The following is a 19,299-nucleotide window of genomic DNA, read 5'->3' on the forward strand; positions in this document are numbered from 1 at the left end:
TCAGCCCACCAGCTCCCGTACCGCCGGCACCAGCGCCCTGAACGCCTTCCCCCGGTGGCTGATGGCGTTCTTCTCCTCCGCCGTCAGTTCCGCGCAGGTCCGTGTCTCGCCGTCCGGCTGGAGGATCGGGTCGTAGCCGAAGCCTCCCGTGCCGGCGGGGGCGTGGCGGAGGGTGCCTCGGAGTTGGCCCTCGACCACGTGTTCCGTGCCGTCGGGGAGGGCCAGGGCTGCCGCGCAGGCGAAGTGGGCGGCCCGGTGTTCGGCGGGGATGTCGGAGAGCTGGGCGAGGAGGAGGTCGAGGTTGGCCTTGTCGTCGCCGTGGCGGCCGGACCAGCGGGCCGAGAAGATGCCCGGCGCGCCGTTCAGGACGTCGACGCAGAGGCCGGAGTCGTCGGCGACGGCGGGGAGGCCGGTGGCGCGGGCGAGGGCGTGGGCCTTGAGGAGGGCGTTCTCGGCGAAGGTGACGCCGGTCTCCTTGACGTCGGGGATCTCGGGGTAGGCGTCCGCGCCGACGAGGTCGTGGGGCAGGTCCGCGTCGGCGAGGATGGCCTTCAGTTCGGTGATCTTGCCGGCGTTGCGGGTGGCGAGGATGAGGCGGGTCATGGGGTCAGTATTCCGGACCTCGCGGGCCCTTCCCTTGTGCGGCCCTTGTGCGGCCCTTCTGCGGTCCGTCCTCCTATGGTGTGCAGACCTTGGTGAGTTCGCCGGCCGCGTCGGTGACGGGGCTGAGGTCGGGGGTGGTGTCGCCGTTCTCGACGGAGGTGCGGACGTTGTCGACGGCCTTGCCGAGGTCGTCGACGGCTTCGTTGACGTCGGCGTTGTCGGTCTTGTCGCCGATTTTGCCGAGGTTGTTGTCTATGGAGTCGAGGGACTCCTCCAGCTGGGTCGGGTCGTCGGAGGCGCTTTCGACGGCCTGCTGGAGTTCGGTGACGCTGTCGGCGATGGCGTCGGCCGTGCGGACGCAGTCGAGTGCCTTGTCGACGGCGTCGCAGCCGGTGGTGAGGCCGACCGTCAGGGCGACGGCCGCCAGGGTGGCGGCTGCGGTGGCGGTGCGGCGATGGCTGCGGTGGCGGCTCACGGCCATGGGTCTCGGTCCTCCCCTGGGACAGGGCCGGGTGGCCCGGGTGCGGTGCGGCGCCGGGCGTACGGCGGGTGGTGCCGTACGCCCGTGGTGTCGCTGTACTGCTAGGGACGCGGTCCCGGGCCGGTGAGTTGCGCCGGTGGGGCCCTTTCCTTGATGCCCCTTTGGCGTGCCGTTTACCTTTCGAGGGCGGTGTCGAGTGCCTTGCGCTGGAGGTCGGCCAGTTCGGTGCAGCCGACGGCGGCGAGGTCGAGGAGGGTGTTGAGTTCGTCGCGGGCGAAGGGTTCGGCTTCGGCGGTGCCCTGGACTTCGACGAAGCGGCCGTCGCCGGTGCAGACGACGTTCATGTCGGTGTCGGCGCGCACGTCTTCCTCGTAGCAGAGGTCGAGGAGGGGGTTGCCGTCGACGATGCCGACGGAGACGGCGGAGACGGTGCCGGTGAGCGGCTTGCGGCTGGCCCTGATGAGTTTTTTGGTGCGGGCCCAGGTGAGCGCGTCGGCGAGGGCGACGTAGGCGCCGGTGATGGCGGCGGTGCGGGTGCCGCCGTCGGCTTGGAGGACGTCGCAGTCGAGGACGACGGTGTTCTCGCCGAGTTCCTTGTAGTCGATGACGGCGCGCAGGGAGCGGCCGATGAGGCGGCTGATCTCGTGGGTGCGGCCGCCGATGCGGCCTTTGACGGACTCGCGGTCGCCTCGGGTGTTGGTGGCGCGGGGGAGCATGGCGTATTCGGCGGTGACCCAGCCTTCGCCGCTGCCTTTGCGCCAGCGGGGGACGCCTTCGGTGACGGAGGCGTTGCAGAGGACTTTGGTGTCGCCGAAGGAGACGAGGACGGAGCCTTCGGCGTGCTTGCTCCAGCCGCGTTCGATGGTGACGGGGCGGAGCTGTTGGGGGGTGCGGCCGTCGATTCGTGACATGCGGGGCAGCCTAGCGGCCCGTGTGGAAGGGGCCTTTCCCGCTGTGGAAGTGCGGTGGGGAAGGCCCCTTGGGTGGGGGTGTGGGCCGCGGCGGGCGGGCGGGGGTGGGGGCCGGGGTGGGTTCTACATCATGTCTTCGATTTCGGTGGCGATCGGGTCGGCGTCGGTGCCGATGACGACCTGGATGGCGGTGCCCATCTTGACGACGCCGTGGGCGCCGGCGGCTTTGAGGGCGGCTTCGTTGACCAGCTCGGGGTCGTTGACCTCGGTGCGGAGGCGGGTGATGCAGCCTTCGACCTCTTCGATGTTGTCGATGCCGCCGAGGCCGGCGACGATCTTCTCAGCCTTGCTGGCCATGTCGTTTCTCCCTGGTCCGAACCGCTTTGTCGCAGTAACCCACAGTTGGCCCATCTTCGCGAGCGGTCATGCGGCGGGTGCCGAATGATGGCGTCACGACGGCGGTGCCGTCCGCCGACTGGTGGTCTACACCAGTGTACCGGCGGGCGGATGGCGACCGGAGGGAGACCGGATGAGTTCCGTCAGTGCGGCCGGTTCCGCCCGGGTCCGCTGGAACAGGGCGTTCCAGGGGCTGCAGAAGATGGGGCGGAGTCTTCAGTTGCCCATCGCGGTCCTGCCCGCTGCCGGGATTCTCAATCGGCTGGGGCAGCCGGATGTGTTCGGGGACGACGGTCTGGGCTGGTCGGCCGTGTCGAAGGTGATGACGGGTGCGGGTGGTGCGCTGCTGGACGGTTCGTTGGGGTTGCCGTTGTTGTTCTGTGTGGGTGTGGCCATCGGGATGGCGCGGAAGGCGGACGGTTCGACGGCGCTGGCGGCGGTGGCGGGGTTCCTCGTCTACTACAACGTGCTGCGGCAGTTTCCGGAGGACTGTCCGGAGGGGTCGACGGCGGTGCCGCAGGTCGGGTGCCGGCCGTCCGGTGGTGATGGTGAGGTGACGGCGTTCGTCTTCCAGAATCCGGGGGTGTTCGGCGGCATTGTGATGGGGTTGCTGACGGCGTACTTCTGGCAGCGTTTCCACCGGACGAGGCTGGTGGACTGGCTGGGGTTCTTCAACGGGCGCCGTCTGGTGCCGATCGTCATGGCGTTCACGGCGATCGTGTTCGCGGCGTTGTGTCTGTGGGTGTGGCCGCCGGTGGGTGACGCGCTGGAGAGTTTCAGTGACTGGTTGACGGGGATCGGTGCGTGGGGTGCGGGGGTGTATGGGCTGGCGAACCGGGCGTTGCTGGTGATCGGTCTGCATCAGTTTTTGAACGTGCCGATGTGGTTCCAGTTCGGTTCGTACACGAAGCCGGACGGCTCGGTGGTGCACGGTGACATCAACATGTTCCTGGCGGGTGATCCGGAGGCGGGTCAGTTCACGACGGGTTTCTTCCCGATCATGATGTTCGCGCTGCCGGCGGCGGCGCTGGCGATCACGCACTGTGCGAAGCCGCATCGCCGCAAGGAGGTGGGCGGTCTGATGCTGTCGGTGGCACTGACGTCGTTCGTGACGGGGATCACGGAGCCGTTGGAGTACTCGTTCCTCTTCGTCGCGCCGCTTCTGTATGCGGTGCACGTGGTGTTGACGGGGGTGTCGATGGCGGTGACGTGGGCGCTGGGGGTGAAGGACGGGTTCAGTTTCTCGGCGGGGCTGATCGACTACGTCATCAACTGGAATCTGGCGACGAAGCCGTGGCTGATCGTGCCGGTCGGGTTGTGCTTCGCGGTGGTGTATTACGCGGTGTTCCGGTTCGCGATCACGAGGTTCGACCTGAGGACTCCGGGGCGGGAGCCCGAGGAGGAGGTGGAGGACGTCGCGAAGGGGTAGTCCTCGCGTATTCTTGGGTGTGTGGTCTTGCGAAGGCCCCCGGACGACCGGTCGTCCGGGGGCCTTCGGCGCGCGCACTGCGCGTAGTGCGGCGGTAGCGGAATTACGGGTTCCTTACGCCGCCTTCATCGTGCTACAACAGGTCTACACCACTGAGTGGTGTAGACCACCATGATGGAGGAAGTTGTGACCACGCCCAGCGCCGCGCCCGCGGCCGACAAGAAGAAGGGCGCCGGCGTGATGTCTGTTCTGCAGCGCATCGGCCGCAGCCTGATGCTGCCGGTCGCGGTGCTGCCCGCGGCCGCCCTCCTGGTGCGCCTCGGCAACGACGACATGCTGGGCCGCCCCGAGTTCCCCGCGTTCCTGACGAAGATAGCCGGGTTCATGGCGGCCGGCGGCAACGCCATCCTCGACAACATGCCGCTGCTGTTCGCCGTGGGCATCGCGATCGGCTTCGCGAAGAAGTCGGACGGTTCCACGGCGCTCGCGGCGGTCGTCGGCTACCTCGTCTTCAAGAACGTGCTGGCGACGTTCACCGACAAGAACCTTCCGCAGGTCGCCGAGGTCGTGGACGGCAAGATCGTCATGACGGACGCGCCCGTGGACGCCAAGGTCCTCGGCGGTGTGGTGATGGGGCTCGTGGTCGCGCTGCTGTACCAGCGCTTCTACCGGACCAAGCTGCCCGACTGGGCGGGCTTCTTCGGCGGCCGCCGCCTGGTGCCGATCCTGTCGGCCTTCGCGGGTCTGGTCCTCGGCATCGTCTTCGGCTACATCTGGCCGGTGCTCGGCACGGGCCTGCACAACTTCGGTGAGTGGCTGGTCGGTTCGGGCGCCGCGGGCGCGGGCATCTTCGGTGTCGCCAACCGTGCGCTCATCCCGATCGGCATGCACCACCTGCTGAACTCCTTCCCCTGGTTCCAGGCGGGCGAGTACGAGGGCAAGAGCGGCGACATCGCGCGCTTCCTGGCCGGGGACCCGACCGCGGGCCAGTTCATGACCGGCTTCTTCCCGATCATGATGTTCGCGCTGCCGGCCGCCTGCCTGGCGATCGTGCACTGTGCGCGTCCCGAGCGCCGCAAGGTCGTGGGCGGCATGATGTTCTCGCTCGCGCTGACGTCGTTCGTCACCGGTGTGACCGAGCCGATCGAGTTCACGTTCATGTTCATCGCGCCGGTGCTGTACGCGATCCACGCGGTGCTCACGGGTGTTTCGATGGCGCTGACCTGGGCGCTGGGCATGAAGGACGGCTTCGGCTTCTCGGCCGGCGCGGTCGACTTCTTCCTCAACCTGGGTATCGCGAACAACCCGTGGGGCCTGGCACTGGTGGGTCTGTGCTTCGCGGCCGTCTACTACGTGGTGTTCCGGTTCGCGATCATGAAGTTCAACCTGCCGACGCCCGGCCGCGAGTCGGACGAGGAACTGGCCGAACTGCAGAAGGCGGAAGGCAAGTAGCCACCCGCCCACCCGCACACGGCCCCGCGCCCGGACAGCACGGAAGCCCCGGAGGTGTCACCCTCCGGGGCTTCCGTGCTGTCCGGGCGTCGTCCGGGCGTTCTGTTCTCCGGTGGCGGCCGGTCAGATCTCGTACACCGCGCCCGCCGCGGCGACTTCCACCGGCCCGGCGTAGACCTCGCGCGCGTCGGCCAGGTTGGCCCCGGGGTCGGTCCACGGCGGGATGTGGGTGAGGACCAGGCGGCGGGCGCCGGCACGGGCGGCGGTCTGGCCCGCCTCGCGGCCGTTGAGGTGCAGGTCGGGAATGTCCTCCTTGCCGTGCGTGAAGGCGGCCTCGCACAGGAACAGGTCGCTGTCGCGGGCGAGTTCGTCCAGCACGGGGGTGACTCCCGTGTCGCCGGAGTACGTCAGTGAGCGGCCGCCGTGCTCGACGCGGACGGCGTAGGCCTCCACGGGGTGGGCCACCCGCTCGGTGTGCACGGTGAAGGGGCCGACCTCGAACGTGGACGGCTTGACCGTGTGGAAGTCGAACACCTCGCTCATGGAGGAGGCGGAGGGGGTGTCGGCGTAGGCGGTGGTCAGCCGGTGCTCGGTGCCCTCGGGTCCGTAGACCGGGAGGGGCGCGCAGCGGCCGCCGTCGTGCCGGTAGTAGCGCGCCACGAAGTAGGCGCACATGTCGATGCAGTGGTCGGCGTGCAGATGGCTGAGGAAGATCGCGTCGAGGTCGTAGAGACCGCAGTGGCGCTGCAGCTCGCCGAGGGCGCCGTTGCCCATGTCGAGAAGCAGCCGGAAGCCGTCGGCCTCGACGAGGTAGCTCGAGCAGGCCGATTCCGCGGACGGGAACGACCCCGAGCAGCCGACGACGGTGAGCTTCATGAAGCAGAAACCTCCGCTGGCGCGTGTGGAGAGACGGGGGTCGTGCGGTTCGTCGAGCGTAAGGCGCAAAACCTTCGGTCGCTCCTCCGCCAGGGGCCGTTGTGGGGGAACTCACCTGCGGTGTCACCGGTTCGGCTGGATCCGGGGCTCGCGGGGCCGTGGAAGGGGCGCGCGGGGAGAGTGCACGCCGGTACCGTCTCGGTATGGACGCGTCCTGGTGGCTCGCCTTCGCGGCGGTGGTTCTGCTCGCCCTCGTCGCCACGGTCGTCGACGGCTGGGGGCGGGGGCGGCGCTCCTCCCGGCCGGGTGGCGGACGGCGCCCGGGTGGCGGACGGCGCCCGCCGGGGCGGCCGGCGGGTCCGCGGGGGCGGGTGCCGCGGCCGCGGCCCGCGGAGATCTGGTGGGCGAACGTGCCGTACGAGGACTCCGGCGGCGCGAAGGACCGGCCGTGTCTGGTGCTGTCGGTGCGCGGGCGGCGGGTGCTGGTGGCGAAGATCACCAGTCGGCGGCGGGACGACCGCAGCGGTGTGATCACGCTGCCGCCGGGGTCGGTCGGGGACGCGCGGGGGCGGACGAGTTTCCTGGAGACCGACGAGCTGCGCCGGGTGCCGGTGGGTGACTTCCGGCGCCGGGTGGGGGTGGTGGACCCGGCCCTGTGGGACCGGGTCCGTCACCTCGCGCGGTAGGGCTCCGTCAGGTTGCGTCCGGGCCCGGAGCCGGCCCCCTTCGGGTTTCCCTCAGGCCCAGAGCTGGCCTTGCAGGGTCTCGATGGCCGCCTCGGTGGTGGGCGCCGTGTAGACGCCGGTGGAGAGGTACTTCCAGCCGCCGTCGGCGACGACGAAGACGATGTCGGCGCTCTCGCCGGCCTTCACCGCCTTCTTCCCGACGCCGATCGCGGCGTGCAGGGCGGCGCCGGTGGAGACGCCCGCGAAGATGCCCTCCTGCTGGAGCAGCTCACGGGTGCGGGTGACCGCGTCGGCGGAGCCGACCGAGAAGCGGGTGGTGAGCACGGAGGCGTCGTACAGCTCGGGCACGAAGCCCTCGTCGAGGTTGCGCAGGCCGTAGACGAGGTCGTCGTAGCGCGGCTCGGCGGCGACGATCCTCACGTCGGGCTTGTGCTCGCGCAGGTAGCGGCCGACGCCCATGAGGGTGCCGGTGGTGCCGAGCCCGGCCACGAAGTGGGTGACGGAGGGCAGGTCGGCGAGGATCTCGGGGCCGGTGCCGGCGTAGTGGGCGCCCGCGTTGTCCGGGTTGCCGTACTGGTAGAGCATCACCCAGTCCGGGTGCTCGGCGGAGAGTTCCTTGGCGACCCGTACGGCGGTGTTGGAGCCGCCCGCGGCCGGGGAGGAGATGATCTCCGCGCCCCACATGGCGAGCAGGTCCCGGCGTTCCCGGGAGGTGTTCTCGGGCATCACGCAGACGATCCGGTAGCCCTTGAGCCTGGCGGCCATGGCCAGGGAGATGCCGGTGTTGCCGCTGGTCGGCTCCAGGATCGTGCAGCCCTTGGTGAGGCGGCCGTCCTTCTCCGCCTGCTCGATCATGTGGAGCGCGGGGCGGTCCTTGACGGAGCCGGTCGGGTTGCGGTCCTCCAGCTTGGCCCAGATCCGGACGTCGTCGGACGGCGACAGCCGCGGCAGGCGCACCAGAGGGGTGTTGCCCACCGCGGCCAGCGGAGAGTCGTAGCGCATCGGCGATCAGGCCATGCCGCCGGCCACGGCCGGCAGGATCGTGATGTTGTCGCCGTCGCTGAGCTTGGTGTTGATGCCGTCCAGGAAGCGGACGTCCTCGTCGTTCAGGTAGACGTTGACGAAGCGGCGCAGCTGGTCCCCGTCCACGATGCGGGCCTGGATGCCCGTGTGCCGGGTCTCGAGGTCGGCGAAGAGCTTGGCGAGGGTGTCCCCGGTGCCCTCCACCGCCTTCTGACCGTCGGTGTACTGGCGGAGGATGGTCGGGATGCGGACCTCGATGGCCATGGCTGAGGGCTCCTGTCGGGAGTTCGGGGTGGGTTCTGTGGGCGCGCGGCGGCACACGGCAGCCCGCCGCGGCTCACGGCCGACGGCGGCAGCGGACGATCAACAGATGGCGCTTTTCAGCCTGCACAGGTCGACGTGCAGCCGCGCCACGAGCAGCGTGCCCGGCGCCTTCTCGCTCACGTCGTGGACAACCATGCATTCATCGTATCGATTCCCGGTCCGGCTCCTGGAGTGTGATCTCATCTGATGGACTCTTTTCGTCCATTGTTCGAGATCAGTACGCCTCGACGACCTCGACCTCCTCCTCCGTGACCTCGCCCTCCACGATCCGGAACGAGCGGAACTGGAAGTCGCCGGCGCCGTCGGTGTCCGCGGTGGAGACCAGGACGTAGTGGGCACCGGGCTCGTTGGCGTAGGTGATGTCGGTGCGGGAGGGGTAGGCCTCGGTGGCGGTGTGCGAGTGGTAGATGACCGCCGGCTCCTCGTCGCGGTCGTCCATCTCGCGGTAGAGCTTGAGCAGGTCCTGCGAGTCGAACTCGTAGAACGTGGGCGAGCGGGCGGCGTTCAGCATCGGGATGAACCGCTCGGGGCGGCCCTCGCCCACCGGACCGGCCACCACGCCGCACGCCTCGTCGGGGTGGTCCTCGCGCGCGTGGGCGACGATCTGGTCGTACAGGGCCTGGGTGATGGTCAGCATGCGGCCAGGATAAGCAGAGCGAAAAGGGCCGCGGGCAGCGCGTCAGGCGGGAGGGGCGGCGGGCGGCACAGGGGCCGGTCCGTACCGAGGGGTGGTACGGACCGGCCCGTATGCCGGACGTCCTGAGTGGCGGCCGCGGGGATGCCGCGAGCACCCCCGGCGGCCGGCGTCCCCGGCGCGCGAGAAACGCGCCGGTCGGGCGGTGCGCCGGGCGGCGCGTCAGCCGATCTGCTCGAACTCCGGGTCGCCGCGCCGCTCGGTGACCGCCGGGTTGCGGCTCTTGAGCACCGCCCAGCCGATGCCGAGGGCGACGGCCCAGCCCGCCATGACGTACAGGCAGACGCGGGCCTCGGAGTCGTAGGCGACGAGGCAGGTGACGAAGAGCAGGAAGGCGATGGCGATGTAGGAGCACACGGAGCCGCCGGGCGCCGGGAAGGAGGAGGCGGGCAGCCGGCCCGCGACGACCTTGCGGCGGTAGCGCACGTGGCTGATCAGGATCATCAGCCACGTCCAGATGCCGGCCGCAGTGGCCAGCGAGGTGACGTAGCCGAAGGCCTTCTCCGGGACGACGTAGTTCAGGACGACGCCGATGCCCATGAAGACGACCGAGACGGCGATGCCGAAGGCGGGCGTCTTGGTCGAGGAGAGGCGGTTGAAGATCCTGGGTGCCTCGCCGTTGTCGGCGAGGGTGCGCAGCATGCGGCCCGTGGAGTACATGCCGGAGTTGCAGGACGACAGGGCGGCGGTGAGCACGACGAAGTTGACGATGCCGGCGCCGGCCGGGATGCCGATGACCGCGAAGGCCTCCACGAAGGGGCTCACGCCCTCGCCGAACTCGGTCCACTTGACCACGGCGAGGATGACGGTGAGCGCGCCGACGTAGAAGAGGGCGATGCGCCAGGGCAGGGTGTTGATCGCCTTCGGGAGGGTCTTCTCCGGGTTCTCGGACTCGCCGGCGGTGACGCCGACCAGTTCGACGGCGAGGTAGGCGAACATGACGCCCTGGAGGGTCATCAGGGACGAGCCGATGCCCTTGGGGAAGAAGCCGTCGAACTCCCACAGGTTGGAGACGGCGGCGGTGTCGCCGGCCTGGCTGAAGCCGAGGGTGAGCACACCGACGCCGATCACGATCATGCCGATGATGGCGGTGACCTTGACCATCGAGAACCAGAACTCGATCTCGCCGAAGAGCTTCACCGAGATCAGGTTGGCGACGAACAGCAGGACCAGGAAGACGAGGGCCGACACCCACTGCGGGATGTCCGGGAACCAGTAGTGGATGTAGATGGCGGCGGCGGTGAGTTCCGCCATGCCGGTGACCACCCACATCAGCCAGTACGTCCAGCCGGTGAAGTACCCGAAGAAGGGGCCGAGGAATTCGCGCGAGTACTCGGCGAACGAGCCGGAGACGGGCCGGTAGAGGAGCAGTTCGCCGAGGGCCCGCATGATGAAGAAGATGATCACGCCCGCCAGGGCGTACATGAGGATGATGCTGGGGCCGGCCTTGGCGATGTTGGCCCCGGCGCCCAGGAAGAGGCCGACGCCGATGGCGCCGCCGATCGCGATCATCTGGACCTGGCGGCTGTTGAGTCCGCGCTCGTAGCCCTCTTCGGGGGCCTTGTCCGTGTCGACCTGCGCAGAGGTCATGTGTGGTGCGCCTTTCTCCATGCCGATCCGGGCCTTGACTCGGCCGCGGATCGGGTCTCGATCCCCCCGGATGATGGAGCTGAGCGGGCCTCACATCCCGCTCGGTGCCTGGCCGGCGGTCCGCCGGCTCGGTGGCGCACCCGGCCGAACATTCGGGTGGTGCTCGCCGGGCGGTCGTGAAGATTTACCACGCCGGCGACGTCGATCACAGGGGCCGATGGTGACGTGTCCCACAGGAAGAAGGGGACAAAGGGCGCCCCCGGTGTGCAAAAAAGGGCACGGGTTTGACGGGATCGTTATCCGGATTTGAGGTCCCGCTGAGCGGACACGGAGGGTGACCGGGTGACCTCGGGACATACCCCGGTACGCCCCGATACGACCCCGGCCCTACCGGGCGGCCTCAGGCCATGAGCGTCGCCACGAGGGACTCCTGGAGGCCGCCGAGCCACAGGTACGCCATCACCATCGGCTTGCGCGGGTCGTCGTCCGGGAGCCGGTAGAGCAGGTCGGTGTCGTCCTCGTCGGCGATCTCCAGGCGGGAGCCGATCGCCAGGCGCAGGTCGTTCAGGGCGCCCAGCCACTGCCGGGACTCGTCCGCCGACAGCTTCAGCACCGCTCCGCCCCCGCCGGCGGACGCGGAGGCGACCCCGTCCAGCGCGCGGATCACGGCGAGGGCGCCCTCCCGCTTGCCGGCCCGCAGGTCGTTCTCGGTGTAGCGGCGGAACTCCGCGGAGTACGCCCGCTGCTCCTCGGCCTCCTGGGCCTGCGGGGCACCCTCGGGGTCGCCGTAGGCGTCCGGGAACAGGCGGCGCAGCACCGGGTCGGAGGGCGGCTCGCTCGGCCCCTCGGCGAACAGCTCGGCGAGCGGGTCGTCGGAGGCGTCCTCGGCGGGTCCCGGGCCGATCAGCTCCAGGAGCTGCACGGCCAGCGAGCGGATGATGGAGATCTCGACGTCGTCGAGAGCGACGGCCGCGCCGCCGCCGGGGAGCGGTTCGAACTGTCCTGACATGGAGGCGATTCAGCTACTTCCGTCTGCTTCCGTCTGTTTCCGCCTGCTTCCGTCCTGCGGGCGGGCGTGGGCGGGCGCGGGTCAATTCCGGTCGTGCTGGAGGGTGGCCCACAGACCGTAGCCGTGCATGGCCTGGACGTCCCGCTCCATCTCCTCGCGCGAGCCGCTGGAGACGACGGCCCGGCCCTTGTGGTGGACGTCCATCATCAGCTTGGTGGCCTTGTCCTTGGAGTAGCCGAAGTACGACTGGAAGACGTAGGTCACGTAGCTCATGAGGTTGACGGGGTCGTTGTGCACGACCGTCACCCAGGGCACGTCGGGCTCGGGTACGGCGAAGACCTCCTCCGCCGGCTCGGTCTTCTCGATCTCCATGGGTGCGGCTGCCGTCACAAGGCCCATGCTGCCACCACAGGGGGGCACCCGCACAAACGGGCCTGTGGGCCACGCCACGGCGACCTTAAATCGTCAGAGTGACGAAATGGGGGTACGATCCTGCCATGCACACAGCGGACGCCATGCACACAGCGGACCTGGGGCTGCCGGTCGACGTTCCCTCCACGGCGCTCTTCACGGACCAGTACGAGCTGACCATGCTCCAGGCGGCCCTCAGGGCGGGCACGGCCGGGCGGCGCAGCGTCTTCGAGGTCTTCACGCGCCGGCTGCCCGACGGGCGCCGCTACGGCGTCCTGGCCGGCACCGGGCGGGTCCTGGACGCGGTGGAGAACTTCCGCTTTGACGCCGACGTGCTGCGCTTCCTGCGCGAGCGGAGCATCGTGGACGCCGAGACCCTGGACTGGCTGGCGCAGTACCGTTTCAGCGGCGACATCTGGGGCTATCCCGAGGGCGAGGTGTACTTCCCGGGCTCGCCCGTCCTGCGGGTCGAGGGGACCTTCGGGGAGTGCGTGCTCCTGGAGACGGTGATCCTCTCCATCCTGAACCACGACTCGGCGATCGCCGCCGCGGCCTCCCGGATGTCCTCGGCCGCCGGGGGCCGCCCGCTGATCGAGATGGGCGCCCGCCGCACCCACGAGCTGGCCGCCGTCGCCGCCGCCCGGTCCGCCTACGTGGGCGGCTTCGCCACCACCTCCGACCTGGCCGCCGGCTTCCGCTACAACATCCCCACCGTCGGCACCTCCGCCCATGCCTTCACCCTGCTGCACGACAACGAGCGCGACGCCTTCCGGGCCCAGGTCGACTCCCTCGGCCCGGACACCACGCTCCTGGTGGACACCTACGACGTCGCCGAGGCCGTCCGTGCGGCCGTGGAGGTCGCCGGGCCCGGTCTCGGCGCCGTGCGCATCGACTCCGGCGACCTGCTCCTGGTCGCCCACCGGGTGCGCCAGCAGCTGGACGAGCTGGGCGCCACCGGGACGCGGATCGTCGTGACCTCGGACCTCGACGAGTACGCCATCGCCTCGCTGGCGGCGGCGCCCGTGGACGCGTACGGCGTCGGCACGCAGCTGGTGACCGGGTCCGGGCACCCGACGGCCTCGATGGTCTACAAGCTGGTCGCGCGAGCGGAGTCGGGCGCCGCGGGTTCCGCCGGCTCCGGCGACGACGCGGCACCGCTGGTGCCGGTGGCCAAGAAGTCCACCGGCGGCAAGACCTCCGTCGGCGGCCGCAAGTGGGCGGCCCGGCGCCTGGACGCGGACGGGTACGCCGAGGCGGAGGTCGTCGGCACCGGGCCGGTGCCCGCCGCCCTGTCCGACCGGCAGCTCCTGGTGCAGCTGGTCAAGGGCGGTGAGGTGGTCGCCCGGGAGCCGCTGGACGCCGTCCGGGACCGGCACGCGGCCGCCCGCGCAAACCTCCCGCTCTCCGCCACGCAGCTCTCCCGAGGGGAACCAGTCATTCCGACGGAGTACTGGCACGAGGGCTCGGGTAACTAAAGCGCGTACGGGTTCGCAAGGCCCGAACCGGCCCCGTCCGTCCAGCCACCCCCTGCACTCCCGCACCACAGCCGACCAGCCGAAGGACACCGACCATGCGCCGCGCCCTGATCGTCGTCGACGTGCAGAACGACTTCTGCGAGGGAGGCAGCCTCGCGGTGTCCGGCGGCGCCGACGTGGCCGCCGCCATCACGGAGCTGATCGGGCACGCGCCCGCCGGCTACCGCCACGTCGTGGCCACCCGCGACCACCACGTGGCACCGGGCGGCCACTTCGCCGACAACCCGGACTACGTCCACTCCTGGCCGGCGCACTGCGTCGCCGGTACGGAGGGGGTCGGCTTCCATCCGAACTTCGCCCCCGCCGTCGCCTCCGGCGCGATAGACGCCGTCTTCGACAAGGGGGCGTACGCGGCGGCCTACAGCGGCTTCGAGGGCGCCGACGAGAACGGCACACCGCTCGCCGAGTGGCTGCGGTCCCGGGAGATCGACGAGGTCGACGTCGTGGGCATCGCCACCGACCACTGCGTGCGGGCCACCGCCCTGGACGCCGCCCGCGAGGGCTTCCGCACCCAGGTGCTGCTCGACCTGACCGCCGGGGTGGCCACCGGAACCACGGAGCGGGCCCTGGAGGAGATGCTGGAGGCGGGCGTGGAACTGTCCGGGAAGCCGATCGTGCAGTAGCCCGTCACCGTCCTCCTCAGGCGCTGGGTCTGGGGGCCGGGCGTCTGAGCAGGGCCCGGATCGGGTGCCACAGCTCCTGGACCGACTCCTGGACCGCGTCCGGGCCGCCCACCGCCCCGGAGAGGGGCGCCGTGCGCCATATCAGGCCGTCCGGATGGTGCAGGACCGCGGTGACCTCGTCCGGTGTCGGCGGGGCCGCGTTGCCCCGCAGGTAGACCGGGCGCAACCCCAGGTTGCGCAGCCTGGTCAGGGCGCGCGACCGGTTCCGGGCGTGGACGAGAAACCGCACGCCTCCCGCCTCCGGTCCGGTGGGGCTGGGCAGGTTCAGTGCCACCACCACCGTGCCGTTCGGCAGCTTGCAGAAGCCTCCTGCGGCCATGCGTTCATACCCCCGAGTCAGCCTGGGTCGGTCCGGGTGTCGGGCCCGGTGTCAATAAGAAAACCACAGACGCACCTAAACACGGATCGGCGGCGACCCGCCAGGGGGTCACCGCCGATCATGCTCTGACCTGGGGAAACTCTGTTTACCTGCCCGCAGGACCGACCTCGAGCTCGATCGTCGAGCCGTTCCTGGCCTCCTTGAGGATCTTGATCTTCGTGTTGGTGTCAGTGATCTTGACGCCGCCGGTCGGGTTCTCCGGGTCGTAGTAGTCGTTCTTGCGGTCGTTGAAGACCGAGACGCCCTTCGAGCCCGGGACGTGCTTCGCGACGTCCGCCTTGTGCAGCGTCATGCCGTCCGTGCGGTAGAGGCTGAACGGCGAGTCGTAGGACTGGAAGCGGTTGCGCATCAGCGTGCCGTCCTTCCACTTCAGCGCCGTCGGGTGCGAGTCGACGGGCAGGACCAGACCGGTGCCCGGGTGCTGGCTGGTGTTGTTGTCCGCCTGGGAGGTGTCCCACTTCCAGATCAACAGGCCGTTCTGGTACGCGTAGTGCTCGACCCAGTTCGGCCGGTCCGAGAAGCCGAAGTTGTACGGGCCGGTCTTCAGCGTCTTGTCGTACGACTCGTACTGCCGGTTCTCGGCGATGTAGTACTGCGCGTAGTCCTGGGTGAAGGACGCGCCCTTGCGGGTGAAGCCGTCCGCCGTCCACGCGGCGTCCTCGGTCTCCGCGTTGTCGGAGAAGAGGGTCTCGCCGTCGGCGGTCACCGCGATCTCGTCGGCGGTGAAGCCCTTCATCGCGAGGCCGCCGTCGGTCTGGTAGCGGAAGCGCAGGTCGATCTTCTGGCCGGCGTAGGCGTCCAGCGGGTAGACGAGCTTGCCGTAGGCGTCGACGGTGCCGCTCAGGGCGGGCTTGTCACTGCCATCGCGCTGGATCGGCTGCCCGTCGAACGTGCCGTCCACGGCGGTCCAGTTGGCGCCGCCGTCGGTGGAGACCTCGGTGTAGAGGAAGTCGTAGTCGGCCTCGATGTCGTACCAGCCGTCCAGGGTGAGGGAGGCGGACGAGGTGCCGGTGAGGTCGACGCTGCGGGTCAGCGTGTTCTTGAGGTCGTTGCCGCTGCCGCTCCACCACTGGGTCTCGCCCTCGGCGGGCGTGACGATCTCGGTGGTGACCGCCTTCTCCGGCAGCTCGACGACCAGGCCCTGCTTGTGCTTGGTGTTGTACTCGGCCAGGCCCAGCTTGTGCCAGGAGTTGACGCCCGCCTTGGCGGTGTCGTAGTTCAGCCAGCCCAGCTGCAGCTTGTCCCAGGCGTTCATGTCGCCGGGCAGGTCGCCGATCTCGTTGCGTCCGGTGCCGAGCCAGGAACCGGAAGACATCAGCGTCCAGAAGCCGGTGGAGTTGTCGCCGCCCGCGGTGTCGTAGTGGTCGGGCAGGCCGAGGTCGTGGCCGTACTCGTGGGCGTAGACGCCGAGCCCGCCGTTCTCCGGCTGGATGGTGTAGTCGCCGACCCAGATGCCGGTGTCGCCGATCTGGGTGCCGCCGAGCTTGTTGTCGCCGGGTCCGGTGTTGCCGGCGTCGGTGCCGAAGGCGTACCAGCGGTGGGCCCAGATCGCGTCCTCGCCCTGCGCGCCGCCGCCCGCGGACTCGTCCTCGCCGGCGTGCACGATCTGGAAGTGGTCGATGTAGCCGTCGGGCTCGTTGAAGTCGCCGTCGCCGTCGTAGTCGTAGCGGTCCCACTGGTCGTACTGGGAGAGCTGGGCCTTGATCTGCTCGTCGGTCCGGCCGGCCGCCTTCTGGTCCTCGACCCAGGCGTTGACGCCGTCCTGCACCGCGTACCAGGCGCAGTTGTCCGGGTCGCACTTGTTGGAGCCGTACCGGGCCTCGTTGTAGGGGACCTTGACCCAGTCGGAGACCTCGCCGTCGACGGAGTAGCGGCCGGAGGACTGCTTCTCGTAGTACGTCTTGACCGAGTTGACGCCCTTGCCGGAGCCGAAGTACAGGTCCTGGAAGTGCTCCTGGTCGTAGTCCTCCTTCCAGGCCGTGGAGTTGTCCGTCCTGCGGTCCGGCTCGGCTATCTGGTTGTGCAGCGGACCAGGGTCGCCGCCGTAGCGGCTGTCGGTCTTGTCGCCGAACTCGACCAGGATGGTGAAGATCTTGTCGGTCTTCTCCCGGCCCAGCTCCACGTACTTGGCGTCGCCCTTCTTGCTCTTGAGCTGGACGACGTTGGAGCCGTCCTTCTTCTGCACCGAGGCGTTGCCGGATATGACCTGCTTCAGCGCCTCCTCCCGCTGGGCGGCCCGGGTGTCGCTCAGCGGGCCCTTGAGGTCGTGGGAGCGCGTGGTCCGGTCCGGGCTCGGGTCGTGGCGGTTGACGGCCTCGGGCCGGGAGGGCGAGTCCGCCTGCGCCACCCCTGCCGCGGAGAGCGTGGCGGTGGCCGCGGCGAGTGCGACGGTGGTCGCCGCCGTTCTGAACGTCCAGGGTCTACTGGTCACTTGAGTTCCTCCCCCGCGTTCACGCGCGCGGATGGGGGGACAGGGACAGTGCGAAGTCCGCGCACACGTGCTCAACGCGTGTAGTCAAGTGACGACATTTGACTACTGGTTCACCGGAAAAGACAGACCTTGACTTGAGCAGAACAATTGCACTATGCGGAGCCCCCGTTCGCTTTGCGGACACCGGGTCGCGGCCTCCGAGCGGCCTCCGAGCGGGCAGCGGGCGGGCAGCGGGCCGGCGGCGGGCGCGCGGTACCGTCCACTGGCCGGACGCCATGAATCCGTGCGCCCCCCGTGCATCGGCCATGTCGGTTAGGTGGTGCTTACTACTGGTTCCGCTCGGGCACACAGCGGGTTAGAGTCGCTTGGCGGAACGCCCGGAAGCCGGCGGAAAGCCAGGCCGACAGCCAGTCTCACCCCCAAGGTCCCCCAAGTTCTGTCTTCCGAGGACACGATGGCCATGCCCCGTCCGACTGCCGCACAGTTCGCCTACGGTTCGTGCACCGTGATCTTCTCGACACTCGCCATGTTGCTGCTGTCACAGACGAGTTCGGGTCCCGGAGTCGCCCTCGTCGCCGTCGCGGCGCTGGCCCTCGGGCTGCTGGTCGCGATGACCGTCCCACAGCCCAAGGCACGCACGCTGACCGCCGTGCCGTCCCGCCGTCCCGACGCGGACCGGGAGCCGGTACCGGCAGCCCGGGTCGCCGCGGGAGCGGGCGAGACGGCCCGCGGCCGGGCCGCGTAGGCCGGGCCGGCTCTTCTCACCGGCCTTCACCGGCCCCACCGGTCGTCGTCAGCGGGTGCTGACGACGACCGTTTTGGCTGCCTTGTCGTGCAGGCCCTGCTTGTAGGGCCGGTCGAAGAAGCTCCAGCCGCCCGCGATGATCGTCCACACGCAGGCGCAGCAGAACGCGAACGGGATCCACAGCACCAGGGCCCGGACCAGCGACGTCTGTACCGAGGGCGTCGCCCCGTTGTCCAGGTTGGCCACCCGCAGTCCGAGCCACTTCTTGCCGAGGGTCTGCCCGGTCTTCGTGGTCATGTAGGTGTCGTAGCCGATGTAGAGCACGGCGGCGATGACGGACTGCCCGAAGGACTTGCCGACGGCGATGTCGTCGCCGTCCACCTGGTACTCCTGGACGTTGAACGCCCAGCTGAGCAGCCAGACCACGATGCCCACGAGGATCATGTCGATGATCCGCGCGAGGATGCGCCGGCCGCTGTCGGCGAGCGGGGGCATCCCGGCCAGCGGATCACTGGGGTAGCCGCCACCGCCGTAGGGGGCACCGCCGTAGGGGCCCGAGCCGCCGGGGGGCGGGGCACCGTAGGGGCCTCCTCCGCCGCCGGGGGGCGGCGCACCGCCGTAGGGGCCTCCTCCGCCGGGGGGCGGGGACGGATTGTCGTAGGGGTTCTTCCTCAGCGGGTCGTCGTCCGGCGGCTGCTGCCCGCCGGAGCCGGGGGGCGGTTCGCTGCTCATGCCCCGAGTCGACCCCGGACTCCGCCCACCCGCATCCGGCGAGCGGCCGTCCGGAGTAGCCGCACCCCGGTACGGCGTACGGCTCCGCGCCCCATGAGATTCGTGCACTGCACGCGCCCCGAAGGGGCGCGGGGAACTGCGCGACCAGCCACGACGCACCGGCACTCGACGACGAGAGCACCCCCACCCCCGGCTCCACCCGCCAAGCTAGCCCGCGACGAACGTGCCGGCCGCCTTGTCGTGCCAGCACTGGTGCCACGGGCGGTCGAACAGGCACCACACGACACCCACCACGCCGACGACCAGGAGGCCGGGGACGCTGTAGACCAGCCACCGGCGCAGCGCGGCGCCGAAGGACGGGGCGTCGTGGGCCTCGATGTCCCGCACCTCCAGACCGAGCAGCCGCTTGCCCAGGGTCCGGCCCCACTTGGCGGTGGGCAGCGCCTCGTAGACGACGCCGAAGAGCAGCAGGACGGCGAGGACGATGCCCAGGTAGACGGAGGTCGTGCCGTCCAGCAGCCAGACCGTGACCGTCTCCCCGGAGAGCTTGGCCTGGTCGATCTTGTCGTTGACGTGGTCGAAGGCCTTGGTGCCGAGCGGAACGGCGGCCCCGGCGGTGACACTGCCGAGGACGACGGTGTCGATCAGCCGCGCCGCCAGCCGCTTGCCGAGCCCGGCGGGACGGGCCGACGCCTGGCGCCGGGCGGCGGCCTGGAACACGTCGTCGACCGGCGGCTTCCAGGGGGCGACCGGCTGCTGCTGCTCGTCCGCGCCCGCTCCGGCCAGCCGGTGCACCTGCTGCGCCCAGGAGGCCTGCCCGCCGCCGGGACCGGCCGCGAGCGGCGCGGCTCCCTGCTGCGGCACGGGCGGTGCGGCGGGGGCGCCGGACTGCTGGGGAGGAAGGGGGGC

22 protein-coding genes are annotated in these 19,299 nt (G+C 70.0%); 6 read left to right on the forward strand and 16 right to left on the reverse strand.

The features are described from left to right. From rdgB to HZS56_RS06600, 4 genes are all read right to left on the reverse strand, one after another. Positions 1-603: an RdgB/HAM1 family non-canonical purine NTP pyrophosphatase gene (gene rdgB / locus HZS56_RS06585; RefSeq protein WP_216719748.1), complete on the reverse strand. Its 603-nt coding sequence runs from the start codon at positions 601-603 to the stop codon at positions 1-3. A gap of 73 nt (positions 604-676) precedes the next feature. Further along, a complete protein-coding gene (locus HZS56_RS06590; RefSeq protein WP_216719749.1) occupies positions 677-1,084 on the reverse strand; it encodes a hypothetical protein in 408 nt (135 codons plus the stop codon). A gap of 173 nt (positions 1,085-1,257) precedes the next feature. Continuing rightward, positions 1,258-1,995 carry a ribonuclease PH gene (gene rph, locus HZS56_RS06595; RefSeq protein WP_216719750.1) on the reverse strand — a complete coding sequence of 246 codons (738 nt, stop codon included), beginning with the start codon at positions 1,993-1,995 and terminating at the stop codon, positions 1,258-1,260. Between the two features lie 123 nt (positions 1,996-2,118). After that, positions 2,119-2,352 (reverse strand): PTS sugar transporter subunit IIB, encoded by a 234-nt coding sequence (locus tag HZS56_RS06600; RefSeq protein ID WP_216719751.1) that lies wholly within the window; start codon positions 2,350-2,352, stop codon positions 2,119-2,121. Positions 2,353-2,524: 172 nt separating this feature from the next. On the opposite strand from HZS56_RS06600, the gene HZS56_RS06605 reads away from it, so the two are divergent. After that, positions 2,525-3,820 (forward strand): PTS transporter subunit EIIC, encoded by a 1,296-nt coding sequence (locus tag HZS56_RS06605; RefSeq protein ID WP_216719752.1) that lies wholly within the window; start codon positions 2,525-2,527, stop codon positions 3,818-3,820. Between the two features lie 186 nt (positions 3,821-4,006). After that, complete coding sequence (locus tag HZS56_RS06610) at positions 4,007-5,272, forward strand: PTS transporter subunit EIIC (RefSeq protein ID WP_216719753.1); 1,266 nt, start codon at positions 4,007-4,009, stop codon at positions 5,270-5,272. A gap of 123 nt (positions 5,273-5,395) precedes the next feature. Here HZS56_RS06610 and HZS56_RS06615 read toward each other — a convergent pair whose 3' ends face one another. Continuing rightward, complete coding sequence (locus tag HZS56_RS06615; RefSeq protein ID WP_216719754.1) at positions 5,396-6,148, reverse strand: MBL fold metallo-hydrolase; 753 nt, start codon at positions 6,146-6,148, stop codon at positions 5,396-5,398. Positions 6,149-6,351: 203 nt separating this feature from the next. Here HZS56_RS06615 and HZS56_RS06620 point away from each other — a divergent pair, with 203 nt between their 5' ends. Next, the gene (locus HZS56_RS06620; RefSeq protein ID WP_216719755.1) at positions 6,352-6,834 is read left to right on the forward strand and encodes a type II toxin-antitoxin system PemK/MazF family toxin; all 483 of its coding nucleotides are present in this window, start codon (positions 6,352-6,354) and stop codon (positions 6,832-6,834) included. A gap of 51 nt (positions 6,835-6,885) precedes the next feature. Here HZS56_RS06620 and HZS56_RS06625 read toward each other — a convergent pair whose 3' ends face one another. The 7 genes from HZS56_RS06625 to clpS all read right to left on the reverse strand — a co-directional run bounded on the left by HZS56_RS06625 (position 6,886) and on the right by clpS (position 11,873). Further along, positions 6,886-7,836 (reverse strand): PLP-dependent cysteine synthase family protein, encoded by a 951-nt coding sequence (locus tag HZS56_RS06625; RefSeq protein ID WP_216719756.1) that lies wholly within the window; start codon positions 7,834-7,836, stop codon positions 6,886-6,888. Between the two features lie 6 nt (positions 7,837-7,842). Continuing rightward, positions 7,843-8,121 (reverse strand): MoaD/ThiS family protein, encoded by a 279-nt coding sequence (locus HZS56_RS06630; protein ID WP_216719757.1) that lies wholly within the window; start codon positions 8,119-8,121, stop codon positions 7,843-7,845. A 99-nt stretch (positions 8,122-8,220) separates the two neighbouring features. Further along, positions 8,221-8,316 carry a putative leader peptide gene (locus tag HZS56_RS39040; protein ID WP_374201092.1) on the reverse strand — a complete coding sequence of 32 codons (96 nt, stop codon included), beginning with the start codon at positions 8,314-8,316 and terminating at the stop codon, positions 8,221-8,223. 79 nt (positions 8,317-8,395) lie between these two features. Further along, positions 8,396-8,818, reverse strand: a complete 423-nt coding sequence (locus tag HZS56_RS06635) for a M67 family metallopeptidase (RefSeq protein ID WP_216719758.1) — start codon at positions 8,816-8,818, stop codon at positions 8,396-8,398. A 219-nt stretch (positions 8,819-9,037) separates the two neighbouring features. Continuing rightward, positions 9,038-10,465 carry an amino acid permease gene (locus HZS56_RS06640; protein WP_216719759.1) on the reverse strand — a complete coding sequence of 476 codons (1,428 nt, stop codon included), beginning with the start codon at positions 10,463-10,465 and terminating at the stop codon, positions 9,038-9,040. Positions 10,466-10,865: 400 nt separating this feature from the next. Next, positions 10,866-11,474: a DUF2017 domain-containing protein gene (locus HZS56_RS06645; RefSeq protein ID WP_216719760.1), complete on the reverse strand. Its 609-nt coding sequence runs from the start codon at positions 11,472-11,474 to the stop codon at positions 10,866-10,868. Between the two features lie 81 nt (positions 11,475-11,555). Next, on the reverse strand, positions 11,556-11,873 hold the full coding sequence (gene clpS, locus HZS56_RS06650) for an ATP-dependent Clp protease adapter ClpS (RefSeq protein WP_216719761.1): 318 nt from the start codon (positions 11,871-11,873) through the stop codon (positions 11,556-11,558). Between the two features lie 116 nt (positions 11,874-11,989). On the opposite strand from clpS, the gene HZS56_RS06655 reads away from it, so the two are divergent. Both HZS56_RS06655 and HZS56_RS06660 read left to right on the forward strand, forming a co-directional pair. Next, positions 11,990-13,360: a nicotinate phosphoribosyltransferase gene (locus tag HZS56_RS06655; RefSeq protein ID WP_216719775.1), complete on the forward strand. Its 1,371-nt coding sequence runs from the start codon at positions 11,990-11,992 to the stop codon at positions 13,358-13,360. A 95-nt stretch (positions 13,361-13,455) separates the two neighbouring features. Beyond that, positions 13,456-14,043: a nicotinamidase gene (locus HZS56_RS06660; protein WP_216719762.1), complete on the forward strand. Its 588-nt coding sequence runs from the start codon at positions 13,456-13,458 to the stop codon at positions 14,041-14,043. A gap of 16 nt (positions 14,044-14,059) precedes the next feature. Here the strand turns inward: HZS56_RS06660 and HZS56_RS06665 are convergent, their stop codons facing one another. After that, positions 14,060-14,422: a hypothetical protein gene (locus HZS56_RS06665; protein WP_216719763.1), complete on the reverse strand. Its 363-nt coding sequence runs from the start codon at positions 14,420-14,422 to the stop codon at positions 14,060-14,062. A 145-nt stretch (positions 14,423-14,567) separates the two neighbouring features. Further along, positions 14,568-16,913, reverse strand: coding sequence for an immune inhibitor A domain-containing protein (locus HZS56_RS06670; RefSeq protein ID WP_216719764.1), 2,346 nt, complete (start codon positions 16,911-16,913; stop codon positions 14,568-14,570). A gap of 460 nt (positions 16,914-17,373) precedes the next feature. Between HZS56_RS06670 and HZS56_RS06675 the strand changes: the two genes are divergently transcribed. Then, positions 17,374-17,658, forward strand: a complete 285-nt coding sequence (locus HZS56_RS06675; protein WP_216719765.1) for a hypothetical protein — start codon at positions 17,374-17,376, stop codon at positions 17,656-17,658. Between the two features lie 48 nt (positions 17,659-17,706). Here the strand turns inward: HZS56_RS06675 and HZS56_RS06680 are convergent, their stop codons facing one another. Both HZS56_RS06680 and HZS56_RS06685 read right to left on the reverse strand, forming a co-directional pair. Beyond that, positions 17,707-18,390 carry an RDD family protein gene (locus HZS56_RS06680; protein WP_216719766.1) on the reverse strand — a complete coding sequence of 228 codons (684 nt, stop codon included), beginning with the start codon at positions 18,388-18,390 and terminating at the stop codon, positions 17,707-17,709. A 207-nt stretch (positions 18,391-18,597) separates the two neighbouring features. Next, the coding region (locus HZS56_RS06685; protein WP_253913820.1) for an RDD family protein at positions 18,598-19,299 on the reverse strand (702 nt) is incomplete at its 5' end.

Origin of the sequence: Streptomyces mayonensis, from assembly GCF_018982965.1 — a bacterium.
GTDB lineage: Bacteria > Actinomycetota > Actinomycetes > Streptomycetales > Streptomycetaceae > Streptomyces > Streptomyces mayonensis.